The sequence below is a fragment of the Pseudomonas sp. DCB_BI genome (assembly GCF_026240995.1).
Lineage (GTDB): Bacteria > Pseudomonadota > Gammaproteobacteria > Pseudomonadales > Pseudomonadaceae > Aquipseudomonas.
In genome coordinates this window covers 14,162-40,637 of the sequence record NZ_JAPFCG010000006.1, presented here as the reverse complement: position 1 = coordinate 40,637, position 26,476 = coordinate 14,162, and the positions used below count along the sequence as shown (strand labels likewise).

General features: G+C 64.2%; 29 protein-coding genes. 21 read left to right on the top strand and 8 right to left on the bottom strand.

Translation table 11 applies throughout. The features are described from left to right. Nucleotides 1-193: 193 nt before the first annotated feature. Nucleotides 194-1,120, top strand: coding sequence for a D-alanyl-D-alanine endopeptidase (gene pbpG, locus OO258_RS08235; RefSeq protein WP_110743243.1), 927 nt, complete (start codon nucleotides 194-196; stop codon nucleotides 1,118-1,120). 79 nt (nucleotides 1,121-1,199) lie between these two features. Here pbpG and OO258_RS08230 read toward each other — a convergent pair whose 3' ends face one another. After that, nucleotides 1,200-1,649, bottom strand: coding sequence for a hypothetical protein (locus OO258_RS08230; protein WP_266029692.1), 450 nt, complete (start codon nucleotides 1,647-1,649; stop codon nucleotides 1,200-1,202). 172 nt (nucleotides 1,650-1,821) lie between these two features. Here OO258_RS08230 and OO258_RS08225 point away from each other — a divergent pair, with 172 nt between their 5' ends. The 9 genes from OO258_RS08225 to OO258_RS08185 all read left to right on the top strand — a co-directional run bounded on the left by OO258_RS08225 (nucleotide 1,822) and on the right by OO258_RS08185 (nucleotide 9,367). Beyond that, nucleotides 1,822-3,156 (top strand): lysine N(6)-hydroxylase/L-ornithine N(5)-oxygenase family protein, encoded by a 1,335-nt coding sequence (locus OO258_RS08225; protein WP_266029691.1) that lies wholly within the window; start codon nucleotides 1,822-1,824, stop codon nucleotides 3,154-3,156. A gap of 177 nt (nucleotides 3,157-3,333) precedes the next feature. After that, the gene (locus tag OO258_RS08220; RefSeq protein WP_266029690.1) at nucleotides 3,334-4,527 is read left to right on the top strand and encodes a PepSY-associated TM helix domain-containing protein; all 1,194 of its coding nucleotides are present in this window, start codon (nucleotides 3,334-3,336) and stop codon (nucleotides 4,525-4,527) included. Beyond that, complete coding sequence (locus tag OO258_RS08215; RefSeq protein ID WP_266029689.1) at nucleotides 4,524-5,063, top strand: thiamine pyrophosphate-binding protein; 540 nt, start codon at nucleotides 4,524-4,526, stop codon at nucleotides 5,061-5,063. Before OO258_RS08220 ends, OO258_RS08215 begins: the two co-directional genes overlap by 4 nt. Further along, entirely contained in the window at nucleotides 5,060-5,380 is a 321-nt protein-coding gene (locus OO258_RS08210; RefSeq protein WP_110743247.1) for a hypothetical protein, read from the top strand. The genes OO258_RS08215 and OO258_RS08210 overlap by 4 nt, the downstream gene beginning before the upstream one ends. Further along, a complete protein-coding gene (locus OO258_RS08205) occupies nucleotides 5,377-5,946 on the top strand; it encodes a DUF6162 family protein (RefSeq protein ID WP_266029688.1) in 570 nt (189 codons plus the stop codon). The genes OO258_RS08210 and OO258_RS08205 overlap by 4 nt, the downstream gene beginning before the upstream one ends. Before the next feature lie 16 nt (nucleotides 5,947-5,962). Further along, entirely contained in the window at nucleotides 5,963-6,865 is a 903-nt protein-coding gene (locus tag OO258_RS08200; RefSeq protein WP_110743249.1) for a metal ABC transporter substrate-binding protein, read from the top strand. After that, nucleotides 6,862-7,608: a metal ABC transporter ATP-binding protein gene (locus tag OO258_RS08195; protein ID WP_266029687.1), complete on the top strand. Its 747-nt coding sequence runs from the start codon at nucleotides 6,862-6,864 to the stop codon at nucleotides 7,606-7,608. The genes OO258_RS08200 and OO258_RS08195 overlap by 4 nt, the downstream gene beginning before the upstream one ends. After that, nucleotides 7,608-8,507, top strand: coding sequence for a metal ABC transporter permease (locus tag OO258_RS08190; RefSeq protein WP_110743251.1), 900 nt, complete (start codon nucleotides 7,608-7,610; stop codon nucleotides 8,505-8,507). Before OO258_RS08195 ends, OO258_RS08190 begins: the two co-directional genes overlap by 1 nt. Next, a complete protein-coding gene (locus OO258_RS08185; protein WP_266029686.1) occupies nucleotides 8,504-9,367 on the top strand; it encodes a metal ABC transporter substrate-binding protein in 864 nt (287 codons plus the stop codon). The genes OO258_RS08190 and OO258_RS08185 overlap by 4 nt, the downstream gene beginning before the upstream one ends. A 62-nt stretch (nucleotides 9,368-9,429) precedes the next feature. On the opposite strand, the gene OO258_RS08180 is transcribed toward OO258_RS08185, so the two are convergent. From OO258_RS08180 to OO258_RS08160, 5 genes are all read right to left on the bottom strand, one after another. Continuing rightward, a complete protein-coding gene (locus OO258_RS08180; RefSeq protein ID WP_266029685.1) occupies nucleotides 9,430-10,482 on the bottom strand; it encodes a DUF1615 domain-containing protein in 1,053 nt (350 codons plus the stop codon). Nucleotides 10,483-10,508: 26 nt separating this feature from the next. Beyond that, nucleotides 10,509-11,060 (bottom strand): hydrolase, encoded by a 552-nt coding sequence (locus tag OO258_RS08175; RefSeq protein WP_266029684.1) that lies wholly within the window; start codon nucleotides 11,058-11,060, stop codon nucleotides 10,509-10,511. 57 nt (nucleotides 11,061-11,117) lie between these two features. Continuing rightward, a complete protein-coding gene (locus OO258_RS08170; RefSeq protein ID WP_266029683.1) occupies nucleotides 11,118-11,837 on the bottom strand; it encodes a thioesterase II family protein in 720 nt (239 codons plus the stop codon). Continuing rightward, entirely contained in the window at nucleotides 11,834-12,055 is a 222-nt protein-coding gene (locus tag OO258_RS08165) for an MbtH family protein (protein WP_003256222.1), read from the bottom strand. Before OO258_RS08165 ends, OO258_RS08170 begins: the two co-directional genes overlap by 4 nt. Before the next feature lie 147 nt (nucleotides 12,056-12,202). After that, nucleotides 12,203-12,604 carry a hypothetical protein gene (locus OO258_RS08160; protein ID WP_110743256.1) on the bottom strand — a complete coding sequence of 134 codons (402 nt, stop codon included), beginning with the start codon at nucleotides 12,602-12,604 and terminating at the stop codon, nucleotides 12,203-12,205. A gap of 230 nt (nucleotides 12,605-12,834) precedes the next feature. On the opposite strand from OO258_RS08160, the gene purU reads away from it, so the two are divergent. From purU to OO258_RS08130, 6 genes are read left to right on the top strand one after another with little or no spacing between them, the layout of a single operon-like run. Next, a complete protein-coding gene (gene purU / locus OO258_RS08155) occupies nucleotides 12,835-13,701 on the top strand; it encodes a formyltetrahydrofolate deformylase (RefSeq protein ID WP_266029682.1) in 867 nt (288 codons plus the stop codon). Next, complete coding sequence (gene folD / locus OO258_RS08150) at nucleotides 13,698-14,609, top strand: bifunctional methylenetetrahydrofolate dehydrogenase/methenyltetrahydrofolate cyclohydrolase FolD (RefSeq protein WP_266029681.1); 912 nt, start codon at nucleotides 13,698-13,700, stop codon at nucleotides 14,607-14,609. Before purU ends, folD begins: the two co-directional genes overlap by 4 nt. Further along, nucleotides 14,591-15,832: an FAD-dependent oxidoreductase gene (locus OO258_RS08145; RefSeq protein ID WP_110743259.1), complete on the top strand. Its 1,242-nt coding sequence runs from the start codon at nucleotides 14,591-14,593 to the stop codon at nucleotides 15,830-15,832. Before folD ends, OO258_RS08145 begins: the two co-directional genes overlap by 19 nt. A 12-nt stretch (nucleotides 15,833-15,844) precedes the next feature. Continuing rightward, nucleotides 15,845-16,150: a sarcosine oxidase subunit delta gene (locus OO258_RS08140; RefSeq protein WP_266029680.1), complete on the top strand. Its 306-nt coding sequence runs from the start codon at nucleotides 15,845-15,847 to the stop codon at nucleotides 16,148-16,150. Beyond that, nucleotides 16,147-19,050: a 2Fe-2S iron-sulfur cluster-binding protein gene (locus OO258_RS08135; protein ID WP_266029679.1), complete on the top strand. Its 2,904-nt coding sequence runs from the start codon at nucleotides 16,147-16,149 to the stop codon at nucleotides 19,048-19,050. Before OO258_RS08140 ends, OO258_RS08135 begins: the two co-directional genes overlap by 4 nt. Before the next feature lie 3 nt (nucleotides 19,051-19,053). Beyond that, nucleotides 19,054-19,656 (top strand): sarcosine oxidase subunit gamma, encoded by a 603-nt coding sequence (locus tag OO258_RS08130; RefSeq protein ID WP_110743262.1) that lies wholly within the window; start codon nucleotides 19,054-19,056, stop codon nucleotides 19,654-19,656. A gap of 59 nt (nucleotides 19,657-19,715) precedes the next feature. On the opposite strand, the gene OO258_RS08125 is transcribed toward OO258_RS08130, so the two are convergent. After that, nucleotides 19,716-20,600: a LysR family transcriptional regulator gene (locus OO258_RS08125; protein ID WP_266029677.1), complete on the bottom strand. Its 885-nt coding sequence runs from the start codon at nucleotides 20,598-20,600 to the stop codon at nucleotides 19,716-19,718. 146 nt (nucleotides 20,601-20,746) lie between these two features. On the opposite strand from OO258_RS08125, the gene OO258_RS08120 reads away from it, so the two are divergent. Further along, the gene (locus OO258_RS08120; RefSeq protein ID WP_266029676.1) at nucleotides 20,747-21,766 is read left to right on the top strand and encodes an alpha/beta hydrolase; all 1,020 of its coding nucleotides are present in this window, start codon (nucleotides 20,747-20,749) and stop codon (nucleotides 21,764-21,766) included. A gap of 79 nt (nucleotides 21,767-21,845) precedes the next feature. Here the strand turns inward: OO258_RS08120 and OO258_RS08115 are convergent, their stop codons facing one another. Then, nucleotides 21,846-22,139, bottom strand: coding sequence for a DUF1330 domain-containing protein (locus tag OO258_RS08115; RefSeq protein WP_266029675.1), 294 nt, complete (start codon nucleotides 22,137-22,139; stop codon nucleotides 21,846-21,848). Between the two features lie 78 nt (nucleotides 22,140-22,217). Here OO258_RS08115 and ribBA point away from each other — a divergent pair, with 78 nt between their 5' ends. The 4 genes from ribBA to OO258_RS08095 all read left to right on the top strand — a co-directional run bounded on the left by ribBA (nucleotide 22,218) and on the right by OO258_RS08095 (nucleotide 26,459). Next, on the top strand, nucleotides 22,218-23,339 hold the full coding sequence (ribBA, locus tag OO258_RS08110; RefSeq protein WP_266029674.1) for a bifunctional 3,4-dihydroxy-2-butanone-4-phosphate synthase/GTP cyclohydrolase II: 1,122 nt from the start codon (nucleotides 22,218-22,220) through the stop codon (nucleotides 23,337-23,339). Nucleotides 23,340-23,706: 367 nt separating this feature from the next. Further along, nucleotides 23,707-24,732 (top strand): ABC transporter substrate-binding protein, encoded by a 1,026-nt coding sequence (locus OO258_RS08105; RefSeq protein ID WP_110743267.1) that lies wholly within the window; start codon nucleotides 23,707-23,709, stop codon nucleotides 24,730-24,732. Next, a complete protein-coding gene (locus tag OO258_RS08100; RefSeq protein ID WP_110743268.1) occupies nucleotides 24,729-25,646 on the top strand; it encodes an ABC transporter permease in 918 nt (305 codons plus the stop codon). Before OO258_RS08105 ends, OO258_RS08100 begins: the two co-directional genes overlap by 4 nt. A gap of 6 nt (nucleotides 25,647-25,652) precedes the next feature. Further along, the gene (locus OO258_RS08095) at nucleotides 25,653-26,459 is read left to right on the top strand and encodes an ABC transporter permease (protein WP_266029672.1); all 807 of its coding nucleotides are present in this window, start codon (nucleotides 25,653-25,655) and stop codon (nucleotides 26,457-26,459) included. The last annotated feature ends 17 nt before the right edge of the window (nucleotides 26,460-26,476 follow it).

Genomic DNA, 26,476 nt, shown 5'->3' with positions numbered 1-26,476 from the left:
TCACCTTGCTGCCTTGGCCCGGAGGCGAAGAACGTAATGGGTACAGAATTGGTACAGGATTAAATTTCGTTCACCTTGCGCCCTTTAGTCATAAGGCATTCGACAGCAATTCAGCCATACTCCAGAATGCAGCGGTTTTAGGGGGAAAACCCTTGCACAGCCAACGACATACCAACTTTTAGTGAGCCTCAACGTGAAAACATCCCTGTCCATCCTCAGCCTGCTGCTGTTGCTCACAGGAACTGCGACCCTTCCGTCGACTGCTGCTGCACAACCCCCGGCCCAGGTCCAACGTGACCCGTCCAAGCTGCACCTGGCTTCAGGCAGCGCCCTGCTGATCGACCTGAACAGCAACCAGGAACTGTATTCGAGCCACGCCGACCGCGTGGTCCCTATCGCATCGGTCACCAAACTGATGACAGCGATGGTGGTGCTGGATGCCAAGCTGCCCATGGATGAGATGCTCACCATGACCATTGCCAACAACCCGGAAATGAAAGGCGTGTATTCGCGCGTGCGCCTGGGCAGCCAGCTGGACCGCCGCGAAACCCTGCTGATTACCCTGATGTCGTCGGAAAACCGCGCTGCCAACAGCCTGGCCAACGCTTACCCTGGCGGCTACCCGGCCTTCATCAAGGCGATGAACGCCAAGGCCCGCAGCCTGGGCATGGCGCATACCCGCTACGTCGAGCCGACCGGCCTGTCGACGCAGAACGTGTCTACCGCACGCGACCTGGCCAAATTGTTGATGGCCTCGCGCAAATACCCGATGCTGAGCGAGCTGTCGACCACCCGCGAAAAGACCGTAGCCTTCCGCAAGCCCAACTACACCCTGGGCTTCCGTAACACCGATCACCTGGTGAACAAAAGCAACTGGGACATCAAGCTGACCAAGACCGGCTTCACCAACGAAGCCGGGCACTGCCTGGTGCTGCTGACGCGCATGGATAATCGCCCGGTGGCGATGGTCATCCTCGATGCCTTCGGCAAGTACACCCACTTCGCCGATGCCAGCCGCATGCGCCAGTGGCTGGAAACCGGCGCAGCCAAGCCCGCACCGGCCGTGGCCATGCAGTACAAGGCTGACCGGCAGAGCAAAGGGCGGGTGGCGGCCGAGTAACTGCCGTTACCCGGCGCTTCGCGGCGCAACGCCGCTGCCAGGCAGCGGTCGGGTAACGCTTGGCTTCTGGGCCACTTTATCAAGCAGCGGTGCTGACCACACCGCCAGCGCTGCTACCGCCCTCCTGCTGCAGCAACGCCAGCAGTTGCGCCGTCGCCGCCATGATCTGCCCGGTGATCGTGGCGATGCTGGCCTGCTTGGCACTCACTGCAGTGGCTTTGGCAGTCTCTTCCATCTTGCTTGCCATCAATTGCGCCAGCCGTTGCTGTTCGTCGGCCAACTGCTTCTGCAGCTCTTTGATCAACTCTCGCAATGACTCTACAACTGTCGATTCGCTGCTGGCACTGTTCCCTGAAGGCTGGGCCTGGCCTGCAGCGCCGACTTTCGACGTTTCACCGCTGATGCGCAGTGCCCCATCCTTCTCCGCCTGTTCCGCCGCCCCCGCCTGGTCACGCTCCGCAGCAGCATTCGCACTCAGCGTCTGCGCCGAAACGCCGTTGATGTTCAGATTTGCGGATATGGATGTCATGCCGACTCCCTGGTTCATAGTTGGGTCCTTGCCTTAACCCCCTATCGGCAGCGTCACCCCGTTCTTTAGCCGCTTAAATTCCCTTCTGGCTGGCTCGTTCCAACACATGTACTTGCGCAGGAGCCAGCGCCTCGGCGGGCGTCCATATTCGATCATTCAGGGAATCGCAGCCATGAGCCAGCAATCACAGCAGGAAACCATCAAAGATCTGATCGGCGTGGGCTTCGGCCCTTCCAACCTGGCCTTGGCCATTGCCCTGGAGGAACTCGCCGAGTCCCAGGGGCATGCCCTGGACGCGCTGTTCATCGACAAGCAAGAAGACTACCGCTGGCACGGCGAGACCCTGGCCACCCAGAGCGAGCTGCAGATCTCGTTCCTCAAGGACCTGGTATCGTTGCGCAACCCCACCAGCCCCTACAGCTTTGTCAATTATCTGCACCAGAAGCAGCGTTTGGCCGACTTCATCAACCTCGGCACCTTCTACCCTTGCCGCCTGGAGTACAACGACTACCTGCGCTGGGCCGCGGAGCACTTCTCGACCCAGGCAGTGTATGGCCAGGAAGTGCTGCGCATCGAGCCGGTAGTACAGGCCGGCCGGGTCGAACACCTGCGGCTGATCTCGCGTGACGCACAAGGCCGCGAATATAGCCGCCGCACCCGTTCGGTGGTGGTCGCCAGCGGCGGTACGCCGAAAATTCCGGAAAAATTCGGCGCGTTCAAGGACGACCCACGGGTATTCCACCACTCGCAATACCTGAGCAGCCTGAACAAGCTGCCCTGTGCGGCCGGCAAGCCAATGCGCATTGCCGTGATCGGCTCCGGCCAAAGCGCCGCCGAGGCCTTCATCGACCTCAACGACAGCTACCCGTCGGTCAAGGTCGACATGGTCCTGCGCGGCTCGGCGCTCAAACCCGCGGATGACAGCCCGTTCGTCAACGAGATTTTCTCGCCCGACTACACCGAACTGGTCTACAACGAGCCGGCCGACCAGCGCAGCAAGCTGCTGGGCGAATACCACAACACCAACTACTCGGTGGTAGACCTCAACCTGATCGAACGTATCTACGGCATCCTCTACCGGCAGAAAGTGGCCCATCAGCACCGCCACAACGTGCTGTGCCGCCGCCAGGTGGAAGCGGTGGTGGCCACCCGCGAGGGCCTGGAACTGACCCTGCGCGACCTCGCCACCGGCCAGCAGCAAACGCACCGCTACGATGCCGTGATTCTCGCCACGGGCTACGAGCGCCGCTCGCACCGTGACCTGTTGGCACCCCTGGCCGGCTACCTGGATGACTTCAACGTCGACCGCAACTACCGCATGCTGGCCAGCCCCGACCTGCAGGCCTCGGTGTACCTGCAAGGGTTCTGTGAAAGCAGCCACGGCTTGAGCGACACCCTGCTCTCGGTGCTGCCGGCGCGCGCCGCAGAAATTGGCCTGGCCCTGTACCAGGACCTGGCGCAGCTGCACGGCAGGGCGCAAGCAGCGGTGGCCCTGACCAGCGCCTGACCCCGCATTTACCTCACGCGCAAGGCCGGCCTGATCCCTCGTGCACAGGCCGGCTTTTGTCGTCTGAAACATTTGCTTTCATTTTAAACGGCAGGTTTTCGATTCTCATTCGTCCTTATCAGTACAGCCCTCTTTGGTTGGGCACATGCTCGACCACTTACTGCAGAAGACCGTCTGATGGCCAAATCACCGAAAAAATCGAAATCCCGGGTGTGGTTCCTGGTTCACAGTTGGCTAGCGCTACCGATCTGGTTCTTTGTCCTGATCGTCTGCTTCACCGGCATGCTCGCCGTGGTCAGCCAGGAAATCGTCTGGTTGGCCGACCCGGCGGTGCGCGCCAACAAACCAGACGCCGACGTCGAGCGCATGAGCTTTCAGCAGGTACTGGAGGCCTTGAACGAAGCCGAGCCTGACATGGTGGTGGAGCGCCTGAGCCAGCCGGACGGTTCGCACTTCGCGGTAAAGGCGCATGTCACGCTGCCAGACGGCACCAGCCCAACCTTGTATGTAAACCCTTACACCGGCGCCATCCAGGGCAAGACCCCGGACTTCAATTTTGAAGGCTTCACCCGTGCGTTGCACGGTTGGTGGCTGGTGCCGTTCACCAACGGCTTCAGCTGGGGCTGGTACCTGGTGTCACTACTGGGCCTACCGATGCTGGCGTCGCTGGTCACCGGGCTGGTGGTGTACAAGAAGTTCTGGAAGGGCTTTTTCAAACCCGTGCGCACCGGCCAAGGTCCGCGGATTTTCTGGGGGGACCTGCACCGCCTGGCCGGGGTATGGTCGATCTGGTTCATCGCAGTCATTTCCATCACCGGCATCTGGTTCCTGATCCAGGCGATCCTGTTCGACAATCACATCACCATTTCCAGCCGGCCCATCGTGCCGGTAATCGCCCGTGAAGAAGTACCACAAACGCCAGACGGCAGCCCGGCCCAGCGCATCGACCTGGATGAAGCGGCGCGCCTTGCCGGCCTGGCGATCCCGGGCCTTGCGATCAACTCCGTCTCGTTGCCGGCTACCGCCTACAGCCATGTTTCCCTGTCCGGGCCGGGCTGGTACCCGCTAATGTTGCAGAGCGCTTCGGTCAACCCGTACACGCGCAATGTCGACAGCCAGTTCCTGATCAGCGACCGCTCGGCACTGGAATTCGTGACCGAATCCATGCGCCCGCTGCACACCGGCGATTTCGGCGGTTTGCCGATCAAGCTCATCTGGTTCTTCTTCGGCCTCATCCTGACCCTGATGGTCTTCAGTGGCTTGCTGATCTGGACCAAACGCACCGCCCAGGCCTCTGTTGCGGCCCTCAAGCGTAGCGCGCGCACACCGCGTGGGGCACGTAATGAAACCACCGTGGAGGTGCGCCCATGAGCCAGGCCCAGGCCCTGCCCGCCAGCCCGTTGAAGCAACTGTGGCTGAAATGGCGCTTTCACCTGAACATCCTGCTGATCCTGATCCCGCTGGGGTTCATGCCCAAGTATTTCGCCGACGCCAAGCTGTTCCGCGGCGAAGCCGGCCTGGGCGCCACTATCATCAGCGATATCCAGGTCGGCCCCTACCGCCTGAACCTGGCCGAACTGCATGACGAAGCGCCACGCGCCGACGGCCCGGCCGGTTACTTCAAGCCGTTCAACGCAGCGCTGTGCAAGGCCTGCATCAAGGACGTCAAGGCCGTTTACCTGCGCATCGGCAAACCACGCAGCCTACGCGCCGCCGGCACCATCTTCTTCGGCGCGCCGTACCACATGGGCACTTCGCTGCCGATCCCGCCACGCACCAAACCTGACGCCCGAATCTGGATCACCCTGGAAGGCTGGGACGGCAGCATGCACCAGGCATCCGTCCCCCTGGCCAAGGCATCGCCAGCCACTGTGGCCTGGCTCGAGAAACAAGGAGGCAAGAAATGAACTACCTGCTGCGAACCCTCACCCTGCCCCTGCTGGCGCTGGCCGCCGGCCCCGCCCTGGCTCACAACCCGATGTGTGAATGCGAAGAACTGGCCGGCGGCCAGGTCAAGTGCACCGGTGGCTTCTCGGATGGCAGCGGTGCCGCCGGGGTAACCCTGGACGTGATCGGCTATGACGAGCAGGTGCTGGTCGGTGGCAAGCTCGGTGATGATTCGACCTTGACCTTCAAGCGCCCTGACGGCGAATTCTACGTGCTGTTCGATGCCGGCCCCGGGCACGTGGTGGAAGTCGACTACGCCGATATTGCCCAGCCATGAGCCGCGCCCAAGTGATTCGCCCGGCCGGTGCCGGGCACGAAACCCTGTACGTGTTGCTGACCAGCCTGCTGATCGTGGCGCTGGCCGCCGGCGTGGTGCTGTTGCGTGGTGAGCGCGAGGACGAACAGGCCATTGCCAGCCACCAGATCGACGCCCGCCGCGACCTCACCGCCGCCGAACAAGGCCTGTACACCGACCTGCGGGTGGCCTTCGACGAGATCCAGCTGCTGCGCGAGGAAAACACCGTCGCACCCAGCGTACAGGCCTTGGCCGATGAAGGCCTGCCGCCGTTCGTGGTGGATGCCGGCAGCCAGAGCCGCGGTAACCACCAATGGTCATGGCTGGAAACCGGCGCCTACCTGGGCCGCAGCCACGCACCCGAGGTTGCCGGCAGCCTACTGCTGATTCTGCCGGCCGACAGCACTGGCGAGGCCGATGTCTGGCTGCGTCGCGACAGCGCCGCCGTCATGCCGGACGATCTTGGCCAGGCCGCCCTGATCGCTGCCGGCTGGCAGCAGGTGGTCAGCCACTATGACGCCGGGGTTACCCGCGAACACCGTCACTGAACTCAAGGACTCTCCCATGTTCCGCTCCGCCCTCGCCCTGCTCCTGGCCCTTGCCCTGCCGACACTGGCCCTGGCCGATAACGGCAAGCCGCTGCGTATCGGCATCACCCTGCACCCTTACTACAGCTACGTGAGCAACATCGTCGGCGACAAAGCCGAAGTGGTACCGCTGATACCGGCGGGCTTCAACCCGCATGCCTATGAGCCACGGGCGGAGGACATCAAACGCATCGGCTCGCTGGACGTAGTGGTACTCAACGGCGTCGGCCATGACGACTTCGCCGACCGCATGATCGCGGCCAGCGAAAAGCCCGACATCGCCACCATCGAGGCCAACCAGAACGTACCGTTGTTGGCGGCCACCGGCATTGCTGCGCGCGGCGCCGGCAAGGTCGTCAACCCGCACACGTTCCTGTCCATCAGCACCACCATCGCCCAGGTCAACAACATCGCCCGCGAGCTGGGCAAGCTCGACCCGGACAATGCCAAGCTGTACACGCAAAATGCCCGTGCCTACGCCAAGCGCCTGCGCGCCCTGCGTGCCGACGCACTGGCCAAGGTCACCGAGGCACCCAGCGCCACCTTCCGCGTTGCCACCATCCATGCCGCCTACGACTATCTGGTACGCGACTTCGGCCTGGAGGTGACCGCCGTGGTCGAACCGGCGCATGGCATCGAACCAAGCCCGGCGCAACTGAAGAAAACCATCGATCAGCTCAAGGCGCTGGATGTACGGGTGATTTTCTCGGAAATGGATTTCCCCTCGGCCTATGTCGAGACCATCCAGCGCGAATCCGGCGTACGCCTGTACCCGCTGACGCACATTTCCTACGGTGAATACACCAAGGAAAAGTACGAAGTGGAGATGAAGCGCAACCTCGACACGGTGGTCCGTGCCATCCAGGAGAACCGCGCATGACCGCCGCCGCCAACCTGGCTGCCGCCTGTGGGCCGCGCATCGAGTTTACCGGCATCGACCTGACCTTGGGCCGCACCCGCATCCTCGAAGAGGTCAGCTTCAGCGTGGCCGCTGGCAGCGTGCATGCCATCGTCGGCCCGAACGGCGGCGGCAAGAGCTCGCTGATCAAGACCCTGCTCGGGCAGATGCCGCACCAGGGCCAACTGACCCTGCACTGGCCAACGGAGCGCGAAGTGATCGGCTACGTGCCCCAGGCGCTGGAGTTCGACCGCGGGCTGCCGATGACCGTCGACGACTTCATGGCGGCCATGTGCCAGCGCCGGCCGGCCTTTCTCGGCCTGTCACGGCGTGTGCAGCCGGCCATCGATGCCGCGCTGGCGCGGGTCGGCATGCTCGACAAGCGCAAGCGACGCATGGGCGCGTTGTCTGGCGGTGAACGCCAGCGCGTGCTGTTGGCCCAGGGTCTGATCCCCGAGCCGCAGCTGCTGGTGCTGGACGAGCCGATGTCGGCGCTCGACGAAGCGGGTATCCAGGTGTTCGAACAGCTGCTGCTGGGCTGGCGCCAGGCGGGTACCACCGTGCTGTGGATCGAGCATGATCTGGCAGCTGTGCTGCGCCTGGCCGACCGTGTCACTGGCCTGAGCCGCCAGGTGCTGTTCGACGCCCCGCCCGCCCAGGCCCTGACCCCAGAGCGCCTGCTCGGCCTGTTCTCCGTTCACCCGCGTAGCGAGCGCCTTGCCTGATGAGTTTTGAAACCTTTCGCCAAACGGTCCAGGACTGGGCCACTGTCGGCTACCTGCCCGAGGCGCTGGCCTACGGCTTCGTGGTCAACGCGTTGCTGGCCGGCCTGATGATCGGCCCGGTACTGGGCGGCCTGGGCACCCTCGTGGTGGTCAAGCGCTTTGCCTTTTTCTCCGAAGCCGTTGGCCATGCCGCGCTGACCGGCGTCGCAATCGGCATCCTGCTGGGTGAGCCCTACACCGGCCCTTACGGCAGCCTGTTCGGTTACTGCCTGCTGTTCGGCATCCTGCTCAACTTCCTGCGCAACCGCACCGGGCTATCGCCGGACACGCTGATCGGCGTGTTCCTGTCGGTGTCGCTGGCGCTGGGCGCGAGCCTGCTGTTGATGCTGGCAGGCAAGATCAATGTGCATATCCTCGAAAACGTATTGTTCGGCTCGGTGCTGACCGTCAGTGGCCAGGACCTGGTGGTGCTGGGCATCGTCGCAGTGTTGGTGCTGGCGCTGGCCCTACCGCTGTACAACCGCATCATGCTGGCCAGTTTCAACCCGCAACTGGCCGCCGTGCGCGGGGTAGCCGTGAAAACCCTGGACTATCTGTTCGTGGTGCTGGTGACCTTGGTGACCGTAGCGGCAGTGAAGGTGATCGGGGCGATCCTGGTCGGTGCGCTGCTGGTGATCCCTGCCGCCGCGGCACGCCTGGTCAGCCAGTCGCTGAAGGGCTTTTTCTTCCTGTCGGTGCTGATCGCGACCATCAGCACCCTGTTCGGCATCCTGCTGCCGATCATTTTCGATCTGCCGGTGCCATCGGGCGCCGCGATCATCCTGGTCGCCGGCATTTGCTTCGCCCTGGCCGCGCTGGCCCGCGCCCTCGTTCCCCGCCTGCAAGGAAACCCGGCATGAACCTCAAACACCTGACCCTGGCACTGGCCCTTGCCGGCCTGCCGTCGCTGTCTTTCGCCACGCAGGTGCTGACCACCCTGCCCGTCACCCACAGCCTGGCCAGCGCCCTGCTCGACGGCACAACGGTGCAGCTCAAGCGGGCGGCACCGGCCAACCTCCCGGCCAGCCGCCAGCCGTCGTATTTCAGCGGGCGCGGCGGCGCCAGCCTGGACAAGGCGGCGCAACAGGCCGACGCGGTGATCGGGGTGCGTTCGATCTGGCGTGACGACCCGCTGTACCCCATGGCCAGGCGCAGCAATATCCGCATTGTCGAGATCGATGCTGCACGGCCGGTGGATGGCGCCCTGCCCGGTATCGCGGTGAGTGGTGACGATGCCTATGGCGCCTACCCCTGGCTCAACCCGACCAACCTTGGGCGCATGGCCGACGTGGTGGCCAATGATCTGGAGCGCCTGGCGCCTGGCGACAAAGCGAAGATCCAGCACAACCTGGCCGGGCTCAAGCGCCAGCTGCTGGCGCTTGCGGCCAGCAGCCAGACACGCCTGGCCAAGGTCGACAACCTGACCGTGGTGAACCTGTCGGAGCGGCTGGGTTATCTGGCCAGCGGGTTGAACCTGGACGTGGTCGAGCAGCCGCTGCCTGCCGAATGGGATGCGGCCGCGTTGAAGGCCTTGGAGGAAAACCTGAAGGCACAGGATGTGGCGCTGGTGCTGCACCACCGGCAGCCGGACGCGGGGGTGGCCGAAGTGATCAAGGCGGCCGGGGCGAAGCTAGTGGTGGTGGACAGCGACCCTGAGGATGCGTTTGCCGGCTTGAAGGCCACTGTCGATCAGGTGGTTGGGGCATTGGGCGAAAGCTGAAAGCGGCGGTGCCGGCCTTCTCGCGGGCAAGCCCGCGAAACGGCCGGCACCGGTAACCGCTGCTAGCGCTTCATGCACCGCCGATAACGCTCATCAACCCGCCCCGCAAACCACGCTGTGGTCAGCTTGCGGGTGATCTTCGGGCTCTTCAGCTGGATCCCCGGCAGCACCGCCCGCGGCACCGGCTTGGCGGCAGCAGCATCGGCCAGGGTAAACACCCCCCTGTACAGCTTGCTGTCCTCGAATGCCAGGCTGTCACCGTCTTCCAGCTGGCTACGGATCTGCGGGTTGCGCAGGCCTAGCTTCACGCCCACTTTGCGCGCCGCCATTTCGGTCGTGCCCGGCATGATCGAACCCGGTGCAATCAAGTCGCCGTCCAGCGCCAGCTGCACGCCAGTCACTTTGCTCAGGGCCGCCTGAAACGCCGCATTACGGCTGGCGTACCAGCCCGCGTTGAAATCGGCGAAGCGATACAGCTGGCGCTCGTAGCTGGCCGGGTACCCCAACAAGTGGGCGATACCGAAGTACATACCGCCACGCCGGCTGAACACCTCCTGGCGGATGCTGCCATCGTGGCTGTACGGGTAATCCTGTGCATGCTTTTCGGCAAAATCGATACTCACCTGCATCGGCCCGCCGGTATGCACCGGGTTGAGCCCGCCCAGCAAGGTCTTACCCAGTGGGACGCGAGCGATGACTTCATCGTACAACTCGCTCAGCTGCCTTTCGCTACGCACCGCCTGCAACCGCTGCTGGTAGCTCTGACCGTTGCCTGACGGCGTCTTCAGCGCACCATCGACCAGCAGCTTGGGGATATGCAAACGCGCGGCGCGGCGGTCGATTTCATCGCGGGCAATACGCCCCAGGTTGGGCACCTGGGGGTCGGCAGTGAAGGTTGATTCCTGTTCGGTCACCGCCAGCACGGCGCACAGGTTGCTCTTGCTCGGGGCAATGCGCTGGGCTTCGAAGGCTACCTGGATATCCCTGGCCCAACCGTCGCGATCCTTGGCCTGGGCAGGTAGCAGCCGCAGCAGCTGGGCGCGAACCTTGGCGGGGTCCGCTTCGGGGGCCTCCTCGCGGCGCCCGGCACAGCCTTGCAGCAGCGCCAGGGCCATCAAGCCGCTGGCCAGTAACCGGCCGTTCAGGGCTGTTCACCGACCAGGTAGGTCTTGCTGATGTGGCGGAACAAGGGGTGGCTGGCACTGCCCATCAGCTCGAACAGCACCATTTCCCGGGTCACCACCTGCGCCCCGGCGGCTCGCATGCGTGCCAGGCCCGCAGCCTTGCTGGCCGCAGTGCGGCTGTCACAGGCATCCTCGACCACGAACACCTGTTTGCCCAGCGCCAGCAGGCCGAGCACGGTCTGCAGCACGCAGACATGGGTTTCCATGCCACACACGATCACCTGCCCACGCGCCATCAGGCTGGCCGGCAGGCACTCGGCGGTCACACAGGAAAAATGGCTTTTCTCCACCACGTCGGCAGCCGGTGCAGCGGCCAGCAGCTCCGCCAAGGTATGACCCAGGCCCTTGGGGTACTGCTCGGAGATCACCGTCGGCAGCTCCAGCTCGGCGGTCGCAGCCAGCAACCAGCGCGCCCGCGCTCGAGTGCCTTCGGGGTCGCTCATGGCGCCGATGAGTTTTTCCTGGATGTCGACGACCAGCAGTGTGGCCTTGTGTGGATCGATCAGCATTGCATGCCCCTTGCCTGGGAAAAGGCCTAGCCTCCCCCAGGCAAGCGGTAACGTCAATCAGGCTGTCAGCCGCAGCGGTTGCAGCGCGGCGGTAAGGGCGTCCAGCACACGGTCTTCATGTTCATGGATGAAGAAGTGGCCACCCGGGAACATCTGCAGGGTGAATTCACCGTGGGTTTCACTGCCCCAGGCCTGCAGCTGCTCATCGTTGGCCCGGTCATCGGTGCCACCCAGCACATGTAGCGGGCACTGCAATGCAGGGCGCTGACGGTAGGCGTAGGTGCCGCACAACAGGAAATCGGCGCGCAGGGTGGGCAAGGTCAGGCTCATCAGTTCGGCATTGGCCAACACTTCCTCAGGCGTGCCCTGCAGCTCACGCAACTCGCTGATCAGCTCGGCGTCGCTCTTGGGCTGGCCCCAGTTCTTGCCGTCGTAGTCCTCGCGCCGGGTCGGTGCCGCCGTCCCGCAGGCGAATAAGGCCACGGGCGCCGGGCAGCCCAGCGCTTGCAGCTCGTGGGCCAGCTCGAAGGCCAGCAACGCACCGAGACTGTGGCCAAGCAACGCGTAAGGCGTACTGGCCGTCAGGCGCTGCTCGCTGGCCAGTTGCCGGGCCAGCGCCTGCATGTCGGTGTACGGCGGTTCGGCCATGCGCGCACCGCGCCCGGGCAATTCCACCGGGCGTACCTGCAACCAGGCAGGCAGCTTGCGCCGCCAGCGGCTGTAGACCATCGCGCTGGCGCCTGAGTACGGCAGGCACAGCAGGTTCAATGGGGTCACTGGGCGGCAGCTTCGGCCATTTTCTGGCGCAGGCTCAGCGGGCGCATGTCGGTCCAGACTTCGTCGATGTAGGCCAGGCAGTCCTTCTTCAGGCCGCTCTTGCCCACGGCACGCCAGCCGTTGGGGATGGCTTTGTAGTCGGGCCAGATCGAATACTGCTCTTCGTGGTTGACCACTACCTGGAACTGGATATCGTCGCGGTCGAAAACGGAAGTCATTGCCTGTCTCCTTGAATGATGAATACCGCTGCGGGCTTCGCGCAGGGGGGCTTTCAAGTAGACGTAGCGAACGGTGGGAAAATTAGTGGGCCTGACGCACTTGCGTGTGGCAGTGGCCCGCGCAACTACAAAAGGCCGTATTTCACTTCAAGCATCCCGCAACAAGTCGTGGTTATCGAGCAGGCGGAAGGCCACCTGCGGGTTGCGCTCCAGCCCCCGGCGGATCGCCGCCGGGATCGATTGCCGGGTCTTGCGGCACAGCCCGGGCTGGTCGTCCAGTTCGATGACGATACCGCGCATGGTCCGCACTTCGTTGAAGCCTGGGGCAATGTGCACGCGGATGCCGAGGTTCTCGTACAAGCGTTGCTGCAAGCGTTGCAGGTCTTCGAGGTCCTTGAGGTTTTCCAGGCGTTCGAGCAGGCGTTTTTCTTCCTGGCGGGTCAGCAGGAGGATGCGCTGGGCGGTCTGCGGGTGCTCGGCCAGGTGTTCACGGCCGCAGATACAGGCGCCAGGGGGGCACGGTTGGCGTAAAGGGGCTGGTGTACTCATAGGGCAAGCATAGCGTGTACTGCGCTGCGCGGGTATGCCGGCGCAGGCCGTGAAAGGTTTCCTGTCAGGATAAAAAATTTCACAAACCGCTAGACCGCCAACCCCCTCTTGGCCTATAAATCTCCTAAAGGAAATTTATATTCCTACCAAGAAACACCACTTCGCCGCTCGCGAAGCCTCTTTTGCCCTTGTGCCCGACCTGCCCCACTCCATCACGAGGCCTATTCCACATGCACCCCGCTCCCGATCATTTCATCCTGCGCGTCAGTTGCCCGGCGGTGTCCGGCATCGTCGCGGCGGTGACCACCTACCTGGCCGAGCACGGTTGCTATATCAGCGAGATGGCGCAGTTCGACGACGAGGATAACGGGCGCTTCTTCATGCGCGCGGTGTTCCGCTACAACACCGGTACCCCAGGCGACACGCCGCAGCTGGAAAGCGGCTTCAGCGATGTCGCCCAGCGTTTCGACATGCAGTGGAGCCTGCACAGCAGCGCCCGGCCCATGCGCGTGCTGCTGATGGTGAGCAAGTTCGACCACTGCCTGTCCGACCTGCTGTACCGGCACGCCAAGGGCGAGCTGGACATGCAGATCACGGCCGTGGTCTCCAACCACCTGGACCTGCGCCCGATGGCCGAGCGCCAGGGCATTCGCTTCGTCTACCTGCCGGTGACCAAGGACACCAAGGCAGAGCAGGAAGCAGCGCTGCTGCGCATCGTCGAGGACACCGGCACCGAACTGGTGGTGCTGGCGCGCTACATGCAGATCCTCTCCGACGACCTGTGCCGTCAGCTGTCGGGCCGGGCGATCAACATTCACCACTCGTTCCTGCCTGGTTTCAAGGGTGCCAAGCCCTATCACCAGGCCTACCAACGCGGGGTCAAGCTGATCGGCGCCACCGCCCACTACGTTACCAGCGACCTCGACGAAGGGCCGATCATCGAACAGGAAGTGCAGCGCGTCGACCACGCCTACGCCCCGGACGACCTCGTAGCCATCGGCCGCGACACCGAGACCATCGCCCTGTCCCGCGCGGTGAAATACCACCTTGAGCACCGGGTGTTTCTCAACCACGACCGCACGGTGATTTTCAAATGAACGCCATTCCCAGCGTCAAGCTGATCGACGGCAAGGCCACGGCTGCGCGCGTGCTGGCCGAGGTGCGTGAGCAGGTGCAGCAGCTGCGCGACGGCGGCGTGCAACCGGGCCTTGCCGTGGTGCTGGTTGGCGTCGATGCCGCCAGCCAGGTGTACGTGCGCAACAAAGTGCTGCGCGCCGAGGAAGTGGGTATTCGCTCACTGGAGCATCGCCTGCCCACCGACACTACGCAGGCCGAACTGCTGACCCTGATCGAGCGCCTGAACCGCGACACCGAGGTCAACGGCATTCTGGTGCAACTGCCCTTGCCCGGGCATATCGACGAACACCGCATACTGCAAGCCATCAACCCGCTCAAGGACGTGGATGGCTTCCACAGCGAGAACGTCGGCGGCCTGGCCCAAGGGCGTGACGTGCTCACCCCCTGCACGCCCAGCGGCTGCATGCGCTTGCTGCGCGATACCTGCGGCGAGCTGCGTGGCAAGCACGCTGTGGTGGTTGGCCGCTCGAACATCGTCGGCAAGCCCATGGCGGCCCTGCTCCTGCAAGCCGACTGCACGGTGACCGTGGTGCACTCGCGCAGCCAGGGCTTGCCAGCGCTGTGCCGCCAGGCCGACATCCTGGTGGCCGCTGTAGGCAAGCCTCTGCTGATCGGCGCTGACTGGCTCAAGCCCGGCGCAGTGGTGATCGATGTGGGCATCAACCGCATTGATGAGGGTGGCCACAGCCGCCTCGTCGGCGATGTCGACTTCGCCGCTGCCCTCCCCCAGGTTGCCGGGATCACCCCGGTGCCCGGCGGTGTCGGCCCCATGACCATCGCCTACCTGATGAAAAACACCCTGCTCGCCCTCGACCTGCAACAGCAGGCCGCCCACCAGGAGCGCACCGCATGCCTTTCGCCCTGCTGAAATACGGCCTGAGCGCCGACTATCCGGTGGAGGTCGACCTGCCGCCACCGTGCGAACTCAAGCCGCGCTATGACGTGGTGATCATCGGCGGTGGCGGGCACGGGCTGGCCATTGCTTACTACCTGGCAAAGTACCACGGCGTGACCAACGTCGCCGTACTGGAGAAAGCCTACCTGGGTGGCGGCAATACCGCGCGCAACACGGCCGTCATCCGCTCCAACTACCTGACCAGCGAAGGTGTGCGCTTTTACGCCGAATCGGTGCGCATGTTCCAGAACCTGTCGAACGAGTTCGATTTCAACATCATGTACTCCGAGCGTGGCCAGCTGACCCTGGCGCACACCGACGCCACCGTGCGCGCCTTCCGCCAGCGCGCCGAGGTCAACAAGCACTTCGGCGGGCGAACCGAGATGATCGACCGTCAACAGATTCGTGAGCTGGTCCCCAGCCTGAACCTGGACCCCGGCCACCTGCCGGTGCTCGCCGGTCTCTGGCACATCGACGGCGCCACTGCTCGACACGACGCCGTGGCTTGGGGGTACGCCAAGCAGGCGGCCAAGCGCGGCGTGGAAATCCACCCGCTGACCGAAGTGCAGGACCTGCTGATTCGCAATGGCCGCATCGAAGCAGTGAAGACCAACCGTGGCACCGTGCAGTGCGGCTGCGTGGTGCAGGCGGTGGCCGGCGCCAGCTCGCTGCTGATGGCCAAGGCCGGCATCCGCGCGCCGATCCACACCTACCCGCTGCAGGCCATGGTCACCCAACCGTTCAAGCCGTTCCTCGACCCCCTGGTGAGCTCGTCGGCGCTGCACTGCTACGTACAGCAGACCAGTCGTGGCGAAATCGTCTTCGGCGGCGGTTCCGACCCTTACCCGCTGTACAACACCCGCTCCACGCTCGACCTCAAGGAAAGCCTGTTGGCCCATGCCATCGAGATGTTCCCGTTCATGGCCAACGCCAAGCTGATGCGCCAGTGGGCCGGGATGACCGACATGACCCCGGACTACAGCCCGATCATGGGGCTGTCACCCGTCGAAAACTACTACCTCGACGCGGGCTGGGGCACCTGGGGCTTCAAGGCTACACCGATTTGCGGCAAGACCATGGCCGAGCTGGTCGCCAGCGGCGGCAAGGTGCCCGAGCTGATCGCCCCGTTCGCCCTGGAGCGCTTCAGCCGCTTCCAGCAAGTCAACGAAATGGGCGCCACCGCGGCCAGCCACTAAGGAGCGACGACGATGAAGATCCTGACCTGCCCCCTGAATGGCCCGCGCAACATCAGCGAGTTCACCTACGGCGGCGAGCTCAAGCACATGCCCGACCCGGCCAGCTGCAGCGACGCCGAGTGGGCCGACCATGTGTTCAACAGCGACAACCTGGCCGGGGTGGTGCTGGAGTGGTGGCTGCACAACGCCTCCAGCTATTGGTTCCTGGCCGAACGCCACACGGTAAGTGACCAGGTGCTGCGCACCTTCGACCCCAAGGCACTGTTCGACCGCCGCGTCGACTTTGCCCCAACCGCCACCGCGGAGATTGCCGGATGACCAGCCACACTCGCCTCCCCGCGCCCATGGGCCTGCTGATCGACCGCGAGCGGCCCCTGCGTTTCCAGTTCGACGGCCAGGCTTGCGCAGGCTTTGCCGGTGACACCATCGCCAGTGCCCTGCTCGGCAACGGCCGCTGGCTGCTGTCGCGCTCGTTCAAATACCACCGCCCACGCGGCCCGCTGAGCATGGCCGGGCAGGACGCCAACACCCTGGTCCAACTGCCGGAAGAACCCAACGTGCTGGCCGACATGGAACCCGCCCGGGACGGCCAGGTGGTCGACGGCCAGAACTTCAACGGCAGCCTGGAGCACGACCGCGACGCCTACCTGGGCAAGTTCTCGCGTTTCATGCCTGTGGGCTTCTACTACCGCTCGTTCTACAAGCCCAAGGGCATGTGGAAGGTCTGGGAGCCGCTGATCCGCAAAAAGGCCGGCCTGGGCGTGCTCGACCTTGGTTTCAAGCCGCAGTACTACGATAAGGCCTACCTGTTTGTCGAGGTGGCGGTGATCGGCGCCGGCCCGGCCGGCCTGCGCGCGGCGCTGGACGCGGCCAATGCCGGGGCCCAGGTGCTACTGATCGAACAGCAGCCAGTGCTCGGCGGCTCGCTCACCTATGCCCGCTTCGATATCGCCGGCACCCGTGCCGCCGCCCTGCGCCAGGAGCTGCTGGCAGCCGTGGAAAGCCACCCGAACATCCAGGTATTGCTGGAAGCCACCTGCAACGGCTGGTTCACCGACAACTACCTGCCGGTGATCCAGCACAAACGCCTGTACAAGGTCCGCGCCAACCGCTGCCTGGTAACGGCCGGCTCGTTCGACCAGCCGGTGGTGTTCCGCAACAACGACCTGCCCGGCGTGATGCTGACCAGCGCTGCACAGCGGTTGATGAAACTGTATGCGGTCAAGCCGGGCGAGCGTGCGGTCGTCCTGACCGGCCACGATGACGGCTACCTCGCCGCACTTGACTTGCAGGAGCAAGGCGTAGCCATAGCAGCGGTGGTCGACATGCGCGCGGCGCCGGCCGATGCCACGCTGGCCGCGGAGCTGAAGCGCCGCGATATCCCCGTGCACCTGGGCAGCACCGTGTACGAAGCGCTGCATGACGCAGGCATGCGCCATGTCAGTGGCGTCGACATTCGCCCGATCACCGGCCAGGGCAAGGTGGGCCCGCATGGCCTGCGCCTGGCCTGTGACCTGCTGTGCATGTCGGCAGGCTACATGCCGGTGTACCAGTTGTTGTGCCAGGCGGGTGGCAAGCTGGCCTATGACGTCAACCGCGACGAATTCGCCATCAGCAACCTGCCGGCAGGGCTGGATATCGCCGGTTCCGTGAATGGCCGCCACGCGCTGGCCAACGTGCTGGCCGACGCCACTCGCGGGGCTGCCGAAGCGGTGGCTGCGCTGGGGCTTGAAGCGCCGGCGCAGCCGGTGTTCAGTGCCGAGCCCAGGGTCAACTTCCCCTGGCCAATCTTCCCGCACCCCAAGGGCAAGGATTTCGTCGATTTCGACGAAGACCTGCAAGTGCGCGACATCGTCAATGCCACCCGTAGCGGTTACCGCGATGTGCAACTGGTCAAGCGCTTTTCCACGGTCGGCATGGGCCCGTCCCAAGGTCGCCACTCGGCATTGCCCACTGCGCGGCTGGTGGCCCATGCCACCGGCCGCAGCATCAGCGAAACCGGGGTGACCACCGCCCGCCCACCGTTCCAGGCGGAAAAACTTGCGCATGTCGCCGGCCGCGCGTTCGACCCGTACCGGCAAACGCCGATGCACCACCGCCATCTGCAAGCCGGGGCGAAGATGATGCCGGCCGGCATCTGGCAGCGCCCGGCCTACTATGGCAAGCCCGAGGACCGTGAACGCTGCATGCAGGAGGAGGCCCGTCACGTACGCGAGAAAGTCGGGTTGATCGACGTTTCCACCCTCGGCGGCCTGGACGTACGCGGGCCGGATGCCGCCGAACTGCTGGAGCGCCTGTACACCTTCGGCTTCGCCAGGCTGGCCATCGGTCGTACCCGCTACGCGCTGATGACCAACGAGCACGGCGTGGTGATCGACGATGGCGTCTGCGCCCGCCTGGGCGAGCAGCACTTCTATGTGAGCGCGACCACCAGCGGTGTCGACCGTATCTACCAGCAGATGCTGAAGTGGAACGCACAATGGCGCCTGGACGTGGACATCACCAACGTCACCGCCGCACTGGCTGCGGTAAACCTGGCCGGGCCGCTGTCACGCCAGGTGCTGGCCAAGGTGTGTGATGACGTGGACCTGTCGGCCGAGGCCTTCCCTTACCTAGGCGTGCGCCAGGGCAAGGTGGCTGGCATCACGGCGCGCATTCTGCGGGTGGGTTTTGTCGGTGAGCTGGGCTATGAAATACACGTCCCAGCGCGCCACGCCGAACGCCTGTGGGACACCTTGATGCAGGCCGGCGCCGGGTTGGGCATCCGCCCGTTCGGCGTCGAGACCCAGCGCCTGCTGCGCCTGGAAAAAGGCCATGTGATCATCAGCCAGGACACCGATGGCATGACCCACCCGGCAGAGATAGACATGCAGTGGGCCATCGCCCGCAAGAAGCCATTCTTCGTTGGCAAGCGCTCGATCGAAATCCTCGAGGCGCAGCCGCTCAAGCGCAAGCTGGTCGGCTTCACCCTGCCCAAGGGTAGCCCGCAGCCGCTGGAGGGGCACCTGGTGCTCGATGGGCCAGACATCAGCGGCAACGTCACCTCGTGCGAGTACTCGCAGACCCTGGGGCAGATCATTGGTCTGGCCTATGCCGGCGCCCACCAGGCAACCCCGGGCATGCACATCCCGATCCGCGTGGAAGGCGGCGTGATGGTCAATGCCAAGGTGGTGCAACTGCCGTTCCACGACCCCGACAACCTGCGCCAGGAGCTCTGAGCCATGAACAGTTTGCCAGCCGAAGCCTTTGTTTCTCGCAGCCCTCGGGCTGATGTGTTGCACACCTGTGCGTTGACTGACCTTACCGAATTGGCGCGAGTCGGGTTCCGGGGCGCTGACAGCGCGGCGTATTTGCAGAACCGAGGCTACCGTTTGCCGCCGCTCCCCAACAATGCCGTGCGCCAGGAAGACGGTGGCTGGGTAGCGCGGTTGTCGCAGACCGAGTACCTGCTGCTGGGCAGCCTGGCCGATGAGGGTGCACGGGTGGCTGGCGCTGAGGCCGAATGGGCACAGGATGCCCAGCGCAACTACCTGCTGCCACGCCAGGACAGCCATGCCTGGCTGCAGCTGTCGGGTGAATTTGCCAGTGCGGTGATGGCCAAGTTGTGCGGGGTGGATTTGCGTGCCGAGGCGTTTGGGCCTGGCGCGGTGGCGCAAACCTCGGCGGCACGGATCAATGTGATCGTGCTCAATGTGGGCAGCGATCAGCGACCGGCGTTGCAGTTGCTGTTTGATCGGGCATCGCTGGCGTACTTCCGTGATGCGCTACTCGATGCCATGGCGGAATTCGATGGCGGGTGGGTCGGGGTGGATGAGCTGATGTAGCGCCCTGTACCCGCCTCTTCGCGGGCGCGCCCGCGAAGCAGCCAACTCGGTATCGAAGATCAGAGCTGCACCAGCCGCTCACGCAGGAAGGCCACGAACCCCTGCACCGGCCGCGCCACCTGCCGGTGCTGTGGGTACACCGCTGACAGCTGCAACGCCGGTGTTACCCACTCATCCAGCACCGTCACCAGGCGCCCATCCGCCAGCGCCTGCCCAACGATGAACGTCGGCAGGTAGGTCACCCCCATCCCGGCAATCGCCGCATCCCTCAGCATCTCGCCGTTATTCGCGCGCATCCGCCCGGCCACCTGGATCGACTGGGCTTTGCCAGCCTGCCTGAACTGCCACTGCACCTGCCGCGAGTGCCCATAAGGCAGGCAGTCATGCGCGGCCAGATCTTCCGGCCTGGCCGGCACGCCCCGCGCCGCCAGATACGCCGGGCTCGCGCAATACACCCGCTCCACATCGGCAATTCGCCGGGCAATCAGGCTGGAGTCCTCCAGCGCGCCAATCCGCAGCGCCAGGTCATAGCCCTCACCAATCAGGTCTACCGCACGATCACTCAGGTCCACCTCCACATCCACCTGCGGGTGCAACTGCAGGAACTCGGTCAGCAAACAGCCGAGGTGCGCCATGGCAAAGGACAACGGCGCGCTCAGCCGCAAGGTGCCGCGCAAGGCCTGGGCCTGGCCGCTGATGTCGTGCTCCACCTGCTGCACCTCGCCCAGCAGGCGCAGCGCTGACTGGTAGTAATGCTGGCCCAGGGGCGTGGCGTCCAGGCGCCGGGTGGAGCGGTTGAGCAGACGCACGCCCAGGCGTTCTTCGAGCTGCATCAGGCGCCGGCTGACCGATTGCTTGGACATGCCCAAGCGATCGGCGGCGGCAGTGAAACTGCCAGCCTCCATGACCTGGGCAAAGATCCGCATGTCTTCGTAAGGGTTCATTGTCTCGCTCTTGGTGACAGTAAAACGCTTTATAGCGGCTTTTTCCCATCGCTGCACCTGCCTAATCTACGCACAAGTCGCAGCGATGGCCCAGCAGGCCAGGCAAGACGCCCATTACCCACACTTGCACAGAAAAGGATTCGCTCATGAACATTGTCCACAAAACCCTCACCGCTTCCCTTCTGGCCCTGTCCGTCTCCAGCGCCTTCGCCGCTGGCAGCCCAGGCGTCGAACAACACACCCAGGCCTTCCTCGAAGCCTTGGAACAAGGCGGCGGCAAGCCACTCGAGCAGCTCAGCCCGAAAGACGCCCGTGCGGTGCTGACCGGCGCCCAGGCCTCGGTCAAGGTGGACCTCTCCGGCATCGAGGTGAAGGCACGCACCATCCAGGCCAACGGCCAGTCGATCAAGCTGCAAGTGGTGCGCCCGGCCAATGTCAAAGGTGAATTGCCGGTATTCATGTTCTTCCACGGCGGCGGCTGGGTGCTGGGTGATTTCCCTACCCACCAGCGGCTGATCCGCGACCTGGTGGTTGGCTCTGGTGCAGTTGCGGTCTATGTCGACTACACCCCCTCACCTGAGGCGCACTACCCGACCGCGATCAACCAGGCTTACGCCGCGACCCAGTGGGTGGCCGAGCATGGCAAGGAAATCGGCGTGGACGGCAAGCGCCTGGCCGTGGCCGGCAACAGCGTCGGCGGCAACATGGCGGCGGTGGTAGCGCTGAAGGCCAAAGAAGCTGGCACCCCTGCCTTGCGCTTCCAGCTGCTGCTGTGGCCGGTGACCGACGCCAGTTTCGAGACTGCGTCGTACAAACAGTTTGCCGAAGGGCACTTCCTGACCACCGGGATGATGAAGTGGTTCTGGGACAACTACACCACGGATGCCAAAGCGCGGGAACAGATCTACGCCTCGCCACTGCGGGCCAGCAGTGAACAGTTGAAAGGCTTGCCACCGGCGCTGGTGCAGACGGCTGAGTTCGATGTGCTGCGGGATGAAGGCGAGGCCTATGCCCGCAAGTTGAATGCGGCCGGCGTGACAGTGACCTCGGTGCGCTACAACGGGATGATTCATGACTACGGCCTGCTCAACCCGCTGAGCCAGGTGCCGGCGGTCAAAGCCGCCATGCGCCAGGCAGCGGGGGAGCTGAAAACACATCTGCAATGAGTCAGTAAGGACAAGACCCGCATAAGCGGGTCTTGTCCTTTCGACATTTCGCCGCCGCGAACCGGCCGGCGAGCCAGACTCAGGCCTCAAACCCTTCGACGATGATCACCTCAGCCTTTGCCGCACCGTGGCGATGGCTGCACGCCTCCTGGTACAGCTCGGACCGATAGCACGCCACCGCCTGTGCGTACGAGTCGAATTCGATCACCACGCTACGCTGAGGGGTAGGCCGCCCTTCCATCGCCTCGCTGCGCCCGCCACGGGCCAGGAAGCGGCCGCCGAACGCCTTGAAGGCCGCCGGCGCTCGCTGGGTGTATTGCTGATATTGCTCGGGGTCTGTCACGTCCACATGGGCGATCCAATAAGCCTTCATGCGCTGCTCTCCTGCTACGGCGATATTTGTGTATGATGGTATACCATAAAAACCACCCCACCACAGTGAGCGTGCAACATGGCTTTCAACACCATCGAGGAACTTCTCGAGGACTACCGGCAAGGCAAGATGGTCCTGCTGGTGGATGACGAGGACCGCGAAAACGAAGGCGACCTGCTGATCGCCGCCGAGCGTTGCGACGCCCGGGCCATCAACTTCATGGCCCGCGAAGCGCGTGGGCTGATCTGCCTGACCCTGACCGACGATCACTGCCAGCGCCTGGGCCTGGAGCAGATGGTGCCGGCCAACGGCAGCGTATTCAGCACTGCGTTTACCGTGTCGATCGAAGCGGCCACCGGCGTCACCACCGGCATTTCCGCCGCCGACCGCGCGCGTACCGTGGCGGCAGCCATGGCGCCCAACGCCCGCCCCGAAGACCTGGTCCAACCCGGCCACATCTTCCCCCTGCGTGCCCGCGAAGGCGGCGTGCTGACCCGCGCCGGCCACACCGAAGCTGGCTGCGACCTGGCGCGCCTGGCGGGCTTCAGCCCAGCCTCGGTGATCGTCGAAGTGCTCAACGACGATGGCACCATGGCCCGCCGCCCGGACCTGGAAATATTCGCCGCGCAGCATGGCATCAAGATCGGCACCATCGCCGACCTCATCCACTACCGCCTGAGCACCGAGCAGACCATCAAGCGCATCGGCGAGCGTGAGCTGCCGACCGTGCATGGCACCTTCCGCCTGGTCACCTATGAAGACCGCATCGAAGGGGGCGTGCACATGGCCATGGTCATGGGCGACATCCGCCGGGCGCAGCCGACCCTGGTGCGGGTGCATGTGATCGATCCGCTGCGCGACCTGGTCGGTGCCGAGTACGCCGGGCCGGCCAACTGGACGCTGTGGGCGGCGCTGCAGAAGGTGGCTGAGGAAGGCGCGGGCGTGGTGGTGATCCTGGCCAATCATGAATCCTCGCAGGCCTTGCTTGAGCGCGTGCCCCAGCTGACCCAGCCGGTACGGCCATACCAGCGTGGCCAGTCGAAGGTGTACTCCGAGGTGGGTACCGGGGCGCAGATTCTGCAGGACCTGGGCGTGGGCAAGCTGCGCCATCTGGGGCCGCCGCTGAAATACGCGGGGCTGGCGGGTTATGAGCTGGAGGTGGTGCAGAGCATCCCATTCGAGCCTGGGATTACAGGTTGATCCACGGCCCCTGCGGGAGCGGGCAAGCCCGCGACGCAGACACCTCGGTGCATGGCACGGGCTTCGCCCGTGTTCGCTTGGGTGCCCGCTCCCACAGGGACCGCGCAAGCTTTTAGGCACCGTTCAAGTCAGTTACCCCGACCAGCAACAGCCCCGGGCTGAAAGCGGAGTGATGGCCGGTCGCCTCATACCTCTTGCCAAAAGTTTGGAATACCATAATATGATATCCCGTAGACCTTGAATCTGCAGGCCGGCACCTACAATCACAAACGGCCACCTGACACTTTGTTTTAGCTGCTCCCCGAACACTGTTGGCGGGCGCACCACAAGCCCCGCCTCGAATAACAAAAGCAACGAGGGCGTAACCATGCTGTTGAGCAAACGTGTAACCGCAGTGCTGTCCGCCAGCCTGCTGACCCTGGCTTGTCAGGCCGCCCAGGCCGCCGAGAGCCTGAACTTTGTCAGCTGGGGCGGTACTACCCAGGACGCCCAGAAAGAAGCATGGGCCGTACCTTTCACCAAGGCCACGGACATCAAGGTTGTCCAGGACGGCCCTACCGACTACGGCAAGCTCAAGGCCATGGTCGAGAGTGGCAACGTGCAATGGGACGTGGTCGACGTGGAAGCCGACTTTGCCCTGCGCGCCGCCAGCGAAGGCCTGCTGGAGCCCCTCGATTTCAATCAGATCAAACGTGACAAGATCGACCCGCGCTTCGTTTCCGACCACGGCGTCGGCTCGTTCTTCTTCTCCTTCGTACTGGGCTACAACGAAGGCAAGCTCGGTGCCAACAAACCGGTCGACTGGACCGCCCTGTTCGACACCAAGACCTACCCGGGCAAACGCGCCCTGTACAAATGGCCAAGCCCCGGTGTGTTGGAACTGGCCCTGCTGGCCGACGGCGTAGCGCCAGACAAGCTCTACCCGCTGGACCTTGACCGCGCCTTCAAGAAGCTCGACACCATCAAGAAAGACATCGTCTGGTGGGGCGGTGGCGCCCAGTCGCAGCAGTTGCTGGCGTCTGGTGAAGCCTCGCTTGGCCAGTTCTGGAACGGTCGTGTCTACGCCCTGCAGCAGGACGGTGCTCCGGTGGGCGTGAGCTGGAAACAGAACCTGGTCATGGCCGACTTCCTGGTCATCCCCAAAGGCGCCAAGAACAAGGACGCGGCCATGAAGTTCCTGGCCAACGCCAGCAGCGCCGAAGGCCAGGCCGAGTTCGCCAACAAGACGGCCTACGCCCCGGTGAACGTCGACAGCGTGGCCAAACTGAACAAGGACCTCGCGCCAAACCTGCCGACTGCTTACGCCCAGGACCAGGTCACCCTCGACTTCGCCTACTGGGCCAAGAACGGTCAAGCCATCGCCGCGCGCTGGAATGAGTGGTTGGTCAAATGAAAGTCGCCATCAACGCCCTGCAAAACGCGCAAGGTGCCCCTACGGGTGCCGGCGCCCCGGGCACCGCACCGCGCCGTGCCAGCCTGAGCCAGCGCTGGAAAGGCAGCCGCAACCTGCTGCCAGCCCTGCTGTTCCTTGGCCTGTTCTTCTTCGCCCCGCTGGTCGGCCTGTTGCTGCGCGGGGTGCTGGAGCCAACACCAGGGCTGGGTAACTACGAGCAGCTGTTCGCCAACTCGGCCTATGCACGGGTGCTGTTCAACACCTTCTCGGTGGCCGGTGTGGTCACCCTGATCAGCGTGCTGCTGGGCTTCCCGCTGGCCTGGGCAATCACCCTGGTGCCCAAGGGCTGGGGCCGCTGGCTGCTGAACATCGTGCTGTTGTCGATGTGGACCAGCCTGCTGGCACGTACCTACTCGTGGCTGGTGCTGCTGCAGAGCTCGGGGGTGATCAACAAGGCGTTGATGGCCATGGGCATCATCGATGCCCCGCTGGAAATGGTGCACAACCTCACCGGCGTGGTAATTGGCATGAGCTACATCATGATCCCGTTCATCGTGCTGCCGTTGCAGGCGACCATGCACGCCATCGACCCGATGGTGCTGCAGGCCGGCTCGATCTGTGGCGCCAGTCCGTGGACCAACTTCTGGAAGGTGTTCCTGCCGCTGTGCCGCTCGGGGCTGTTCTCCGGGGCGCTGATGGTGTTCGTGATGTCGCTCGGTTACTACGTCACCCCGGCTCTGCTGGGCGGGGCGCAGAACATGATGCTGCCCGAATTCATCATCCAGCAGGTGCAATCGTTCCTCAATTGGGGCCTGGCCAGCGCCGCCGCCGCACTGCTGGTGGTGATCACCCTGGTGCTCTTCTACCTGTACCTGAAGCTGCAGCCGGAATCCCCGGTTGGCAACGCGAGGTAAACCGCCATGCTCCTGTCTCCCAATGCCATGGGCCGCCCGCTGCGCACCGGCCTGTACCTGACCACCGGGGTGATTGCGGCATTCCTGCTGCTGCCCGTCGTGTTCATCGTGTTGCTGTCGTTCGGCTCGTCACAGTGGCTGGTGTTCCCCCCGCCGGGCTGGACGTTCAAATGGTACGGCCAGTTCTTCTCCAACCCGGAGTGGATGGACGCCGCCCTGGCCAGCCTGAAAGTGGCCGTGCTGACCACCATCGCCGCCGTGTTGCTCGGTTTGCCCAGCGCGTTCGCCCTGGTGCGTGGCCGCTTCCCGGGCCGCGAGCTGCTGTACGGGCTGTTCACCATGCCGATGATCGTGCCGCTGGTGATCATTGCCGTAGCGGTGTACGCGCTGTTCCTCAAGCTGGGCTACACCGGCACGCTGTTCGCCTTTGTGGTCAGCCACGTGATCGTCGCCCTGCCCTTCACCATCATTTCGATCATCAACTCGCTGAAGCTGTTCGACCAGTCGATCGAGGATGCCGCGGTGATCTGTGGCGCCTCGCGCCTGCAGGCGATCTACAAGGTGACCTTCCCGGCGATTCGCCCGGGCATGATCGCGGGTGGCCTGTTCGCCTTTCTGGTGTCGTGGGACGAGGTGGTGTTGAGCGTGATGATGGCCAGCCCCGACCTGCAAACCCTGCCGGTGAAGATGTGGACCACCCTGCGCCAGGACCTTAGCCCGGTCATCGCCGTGGCTTCGACCTTGCTGATCGGCCTGTCGTTGCTGGTCATGTTCATTGCCGCCGCCTTGCGCCGGCGCACCGAAAACGCCTGAGCGCGGAGAAAACAACA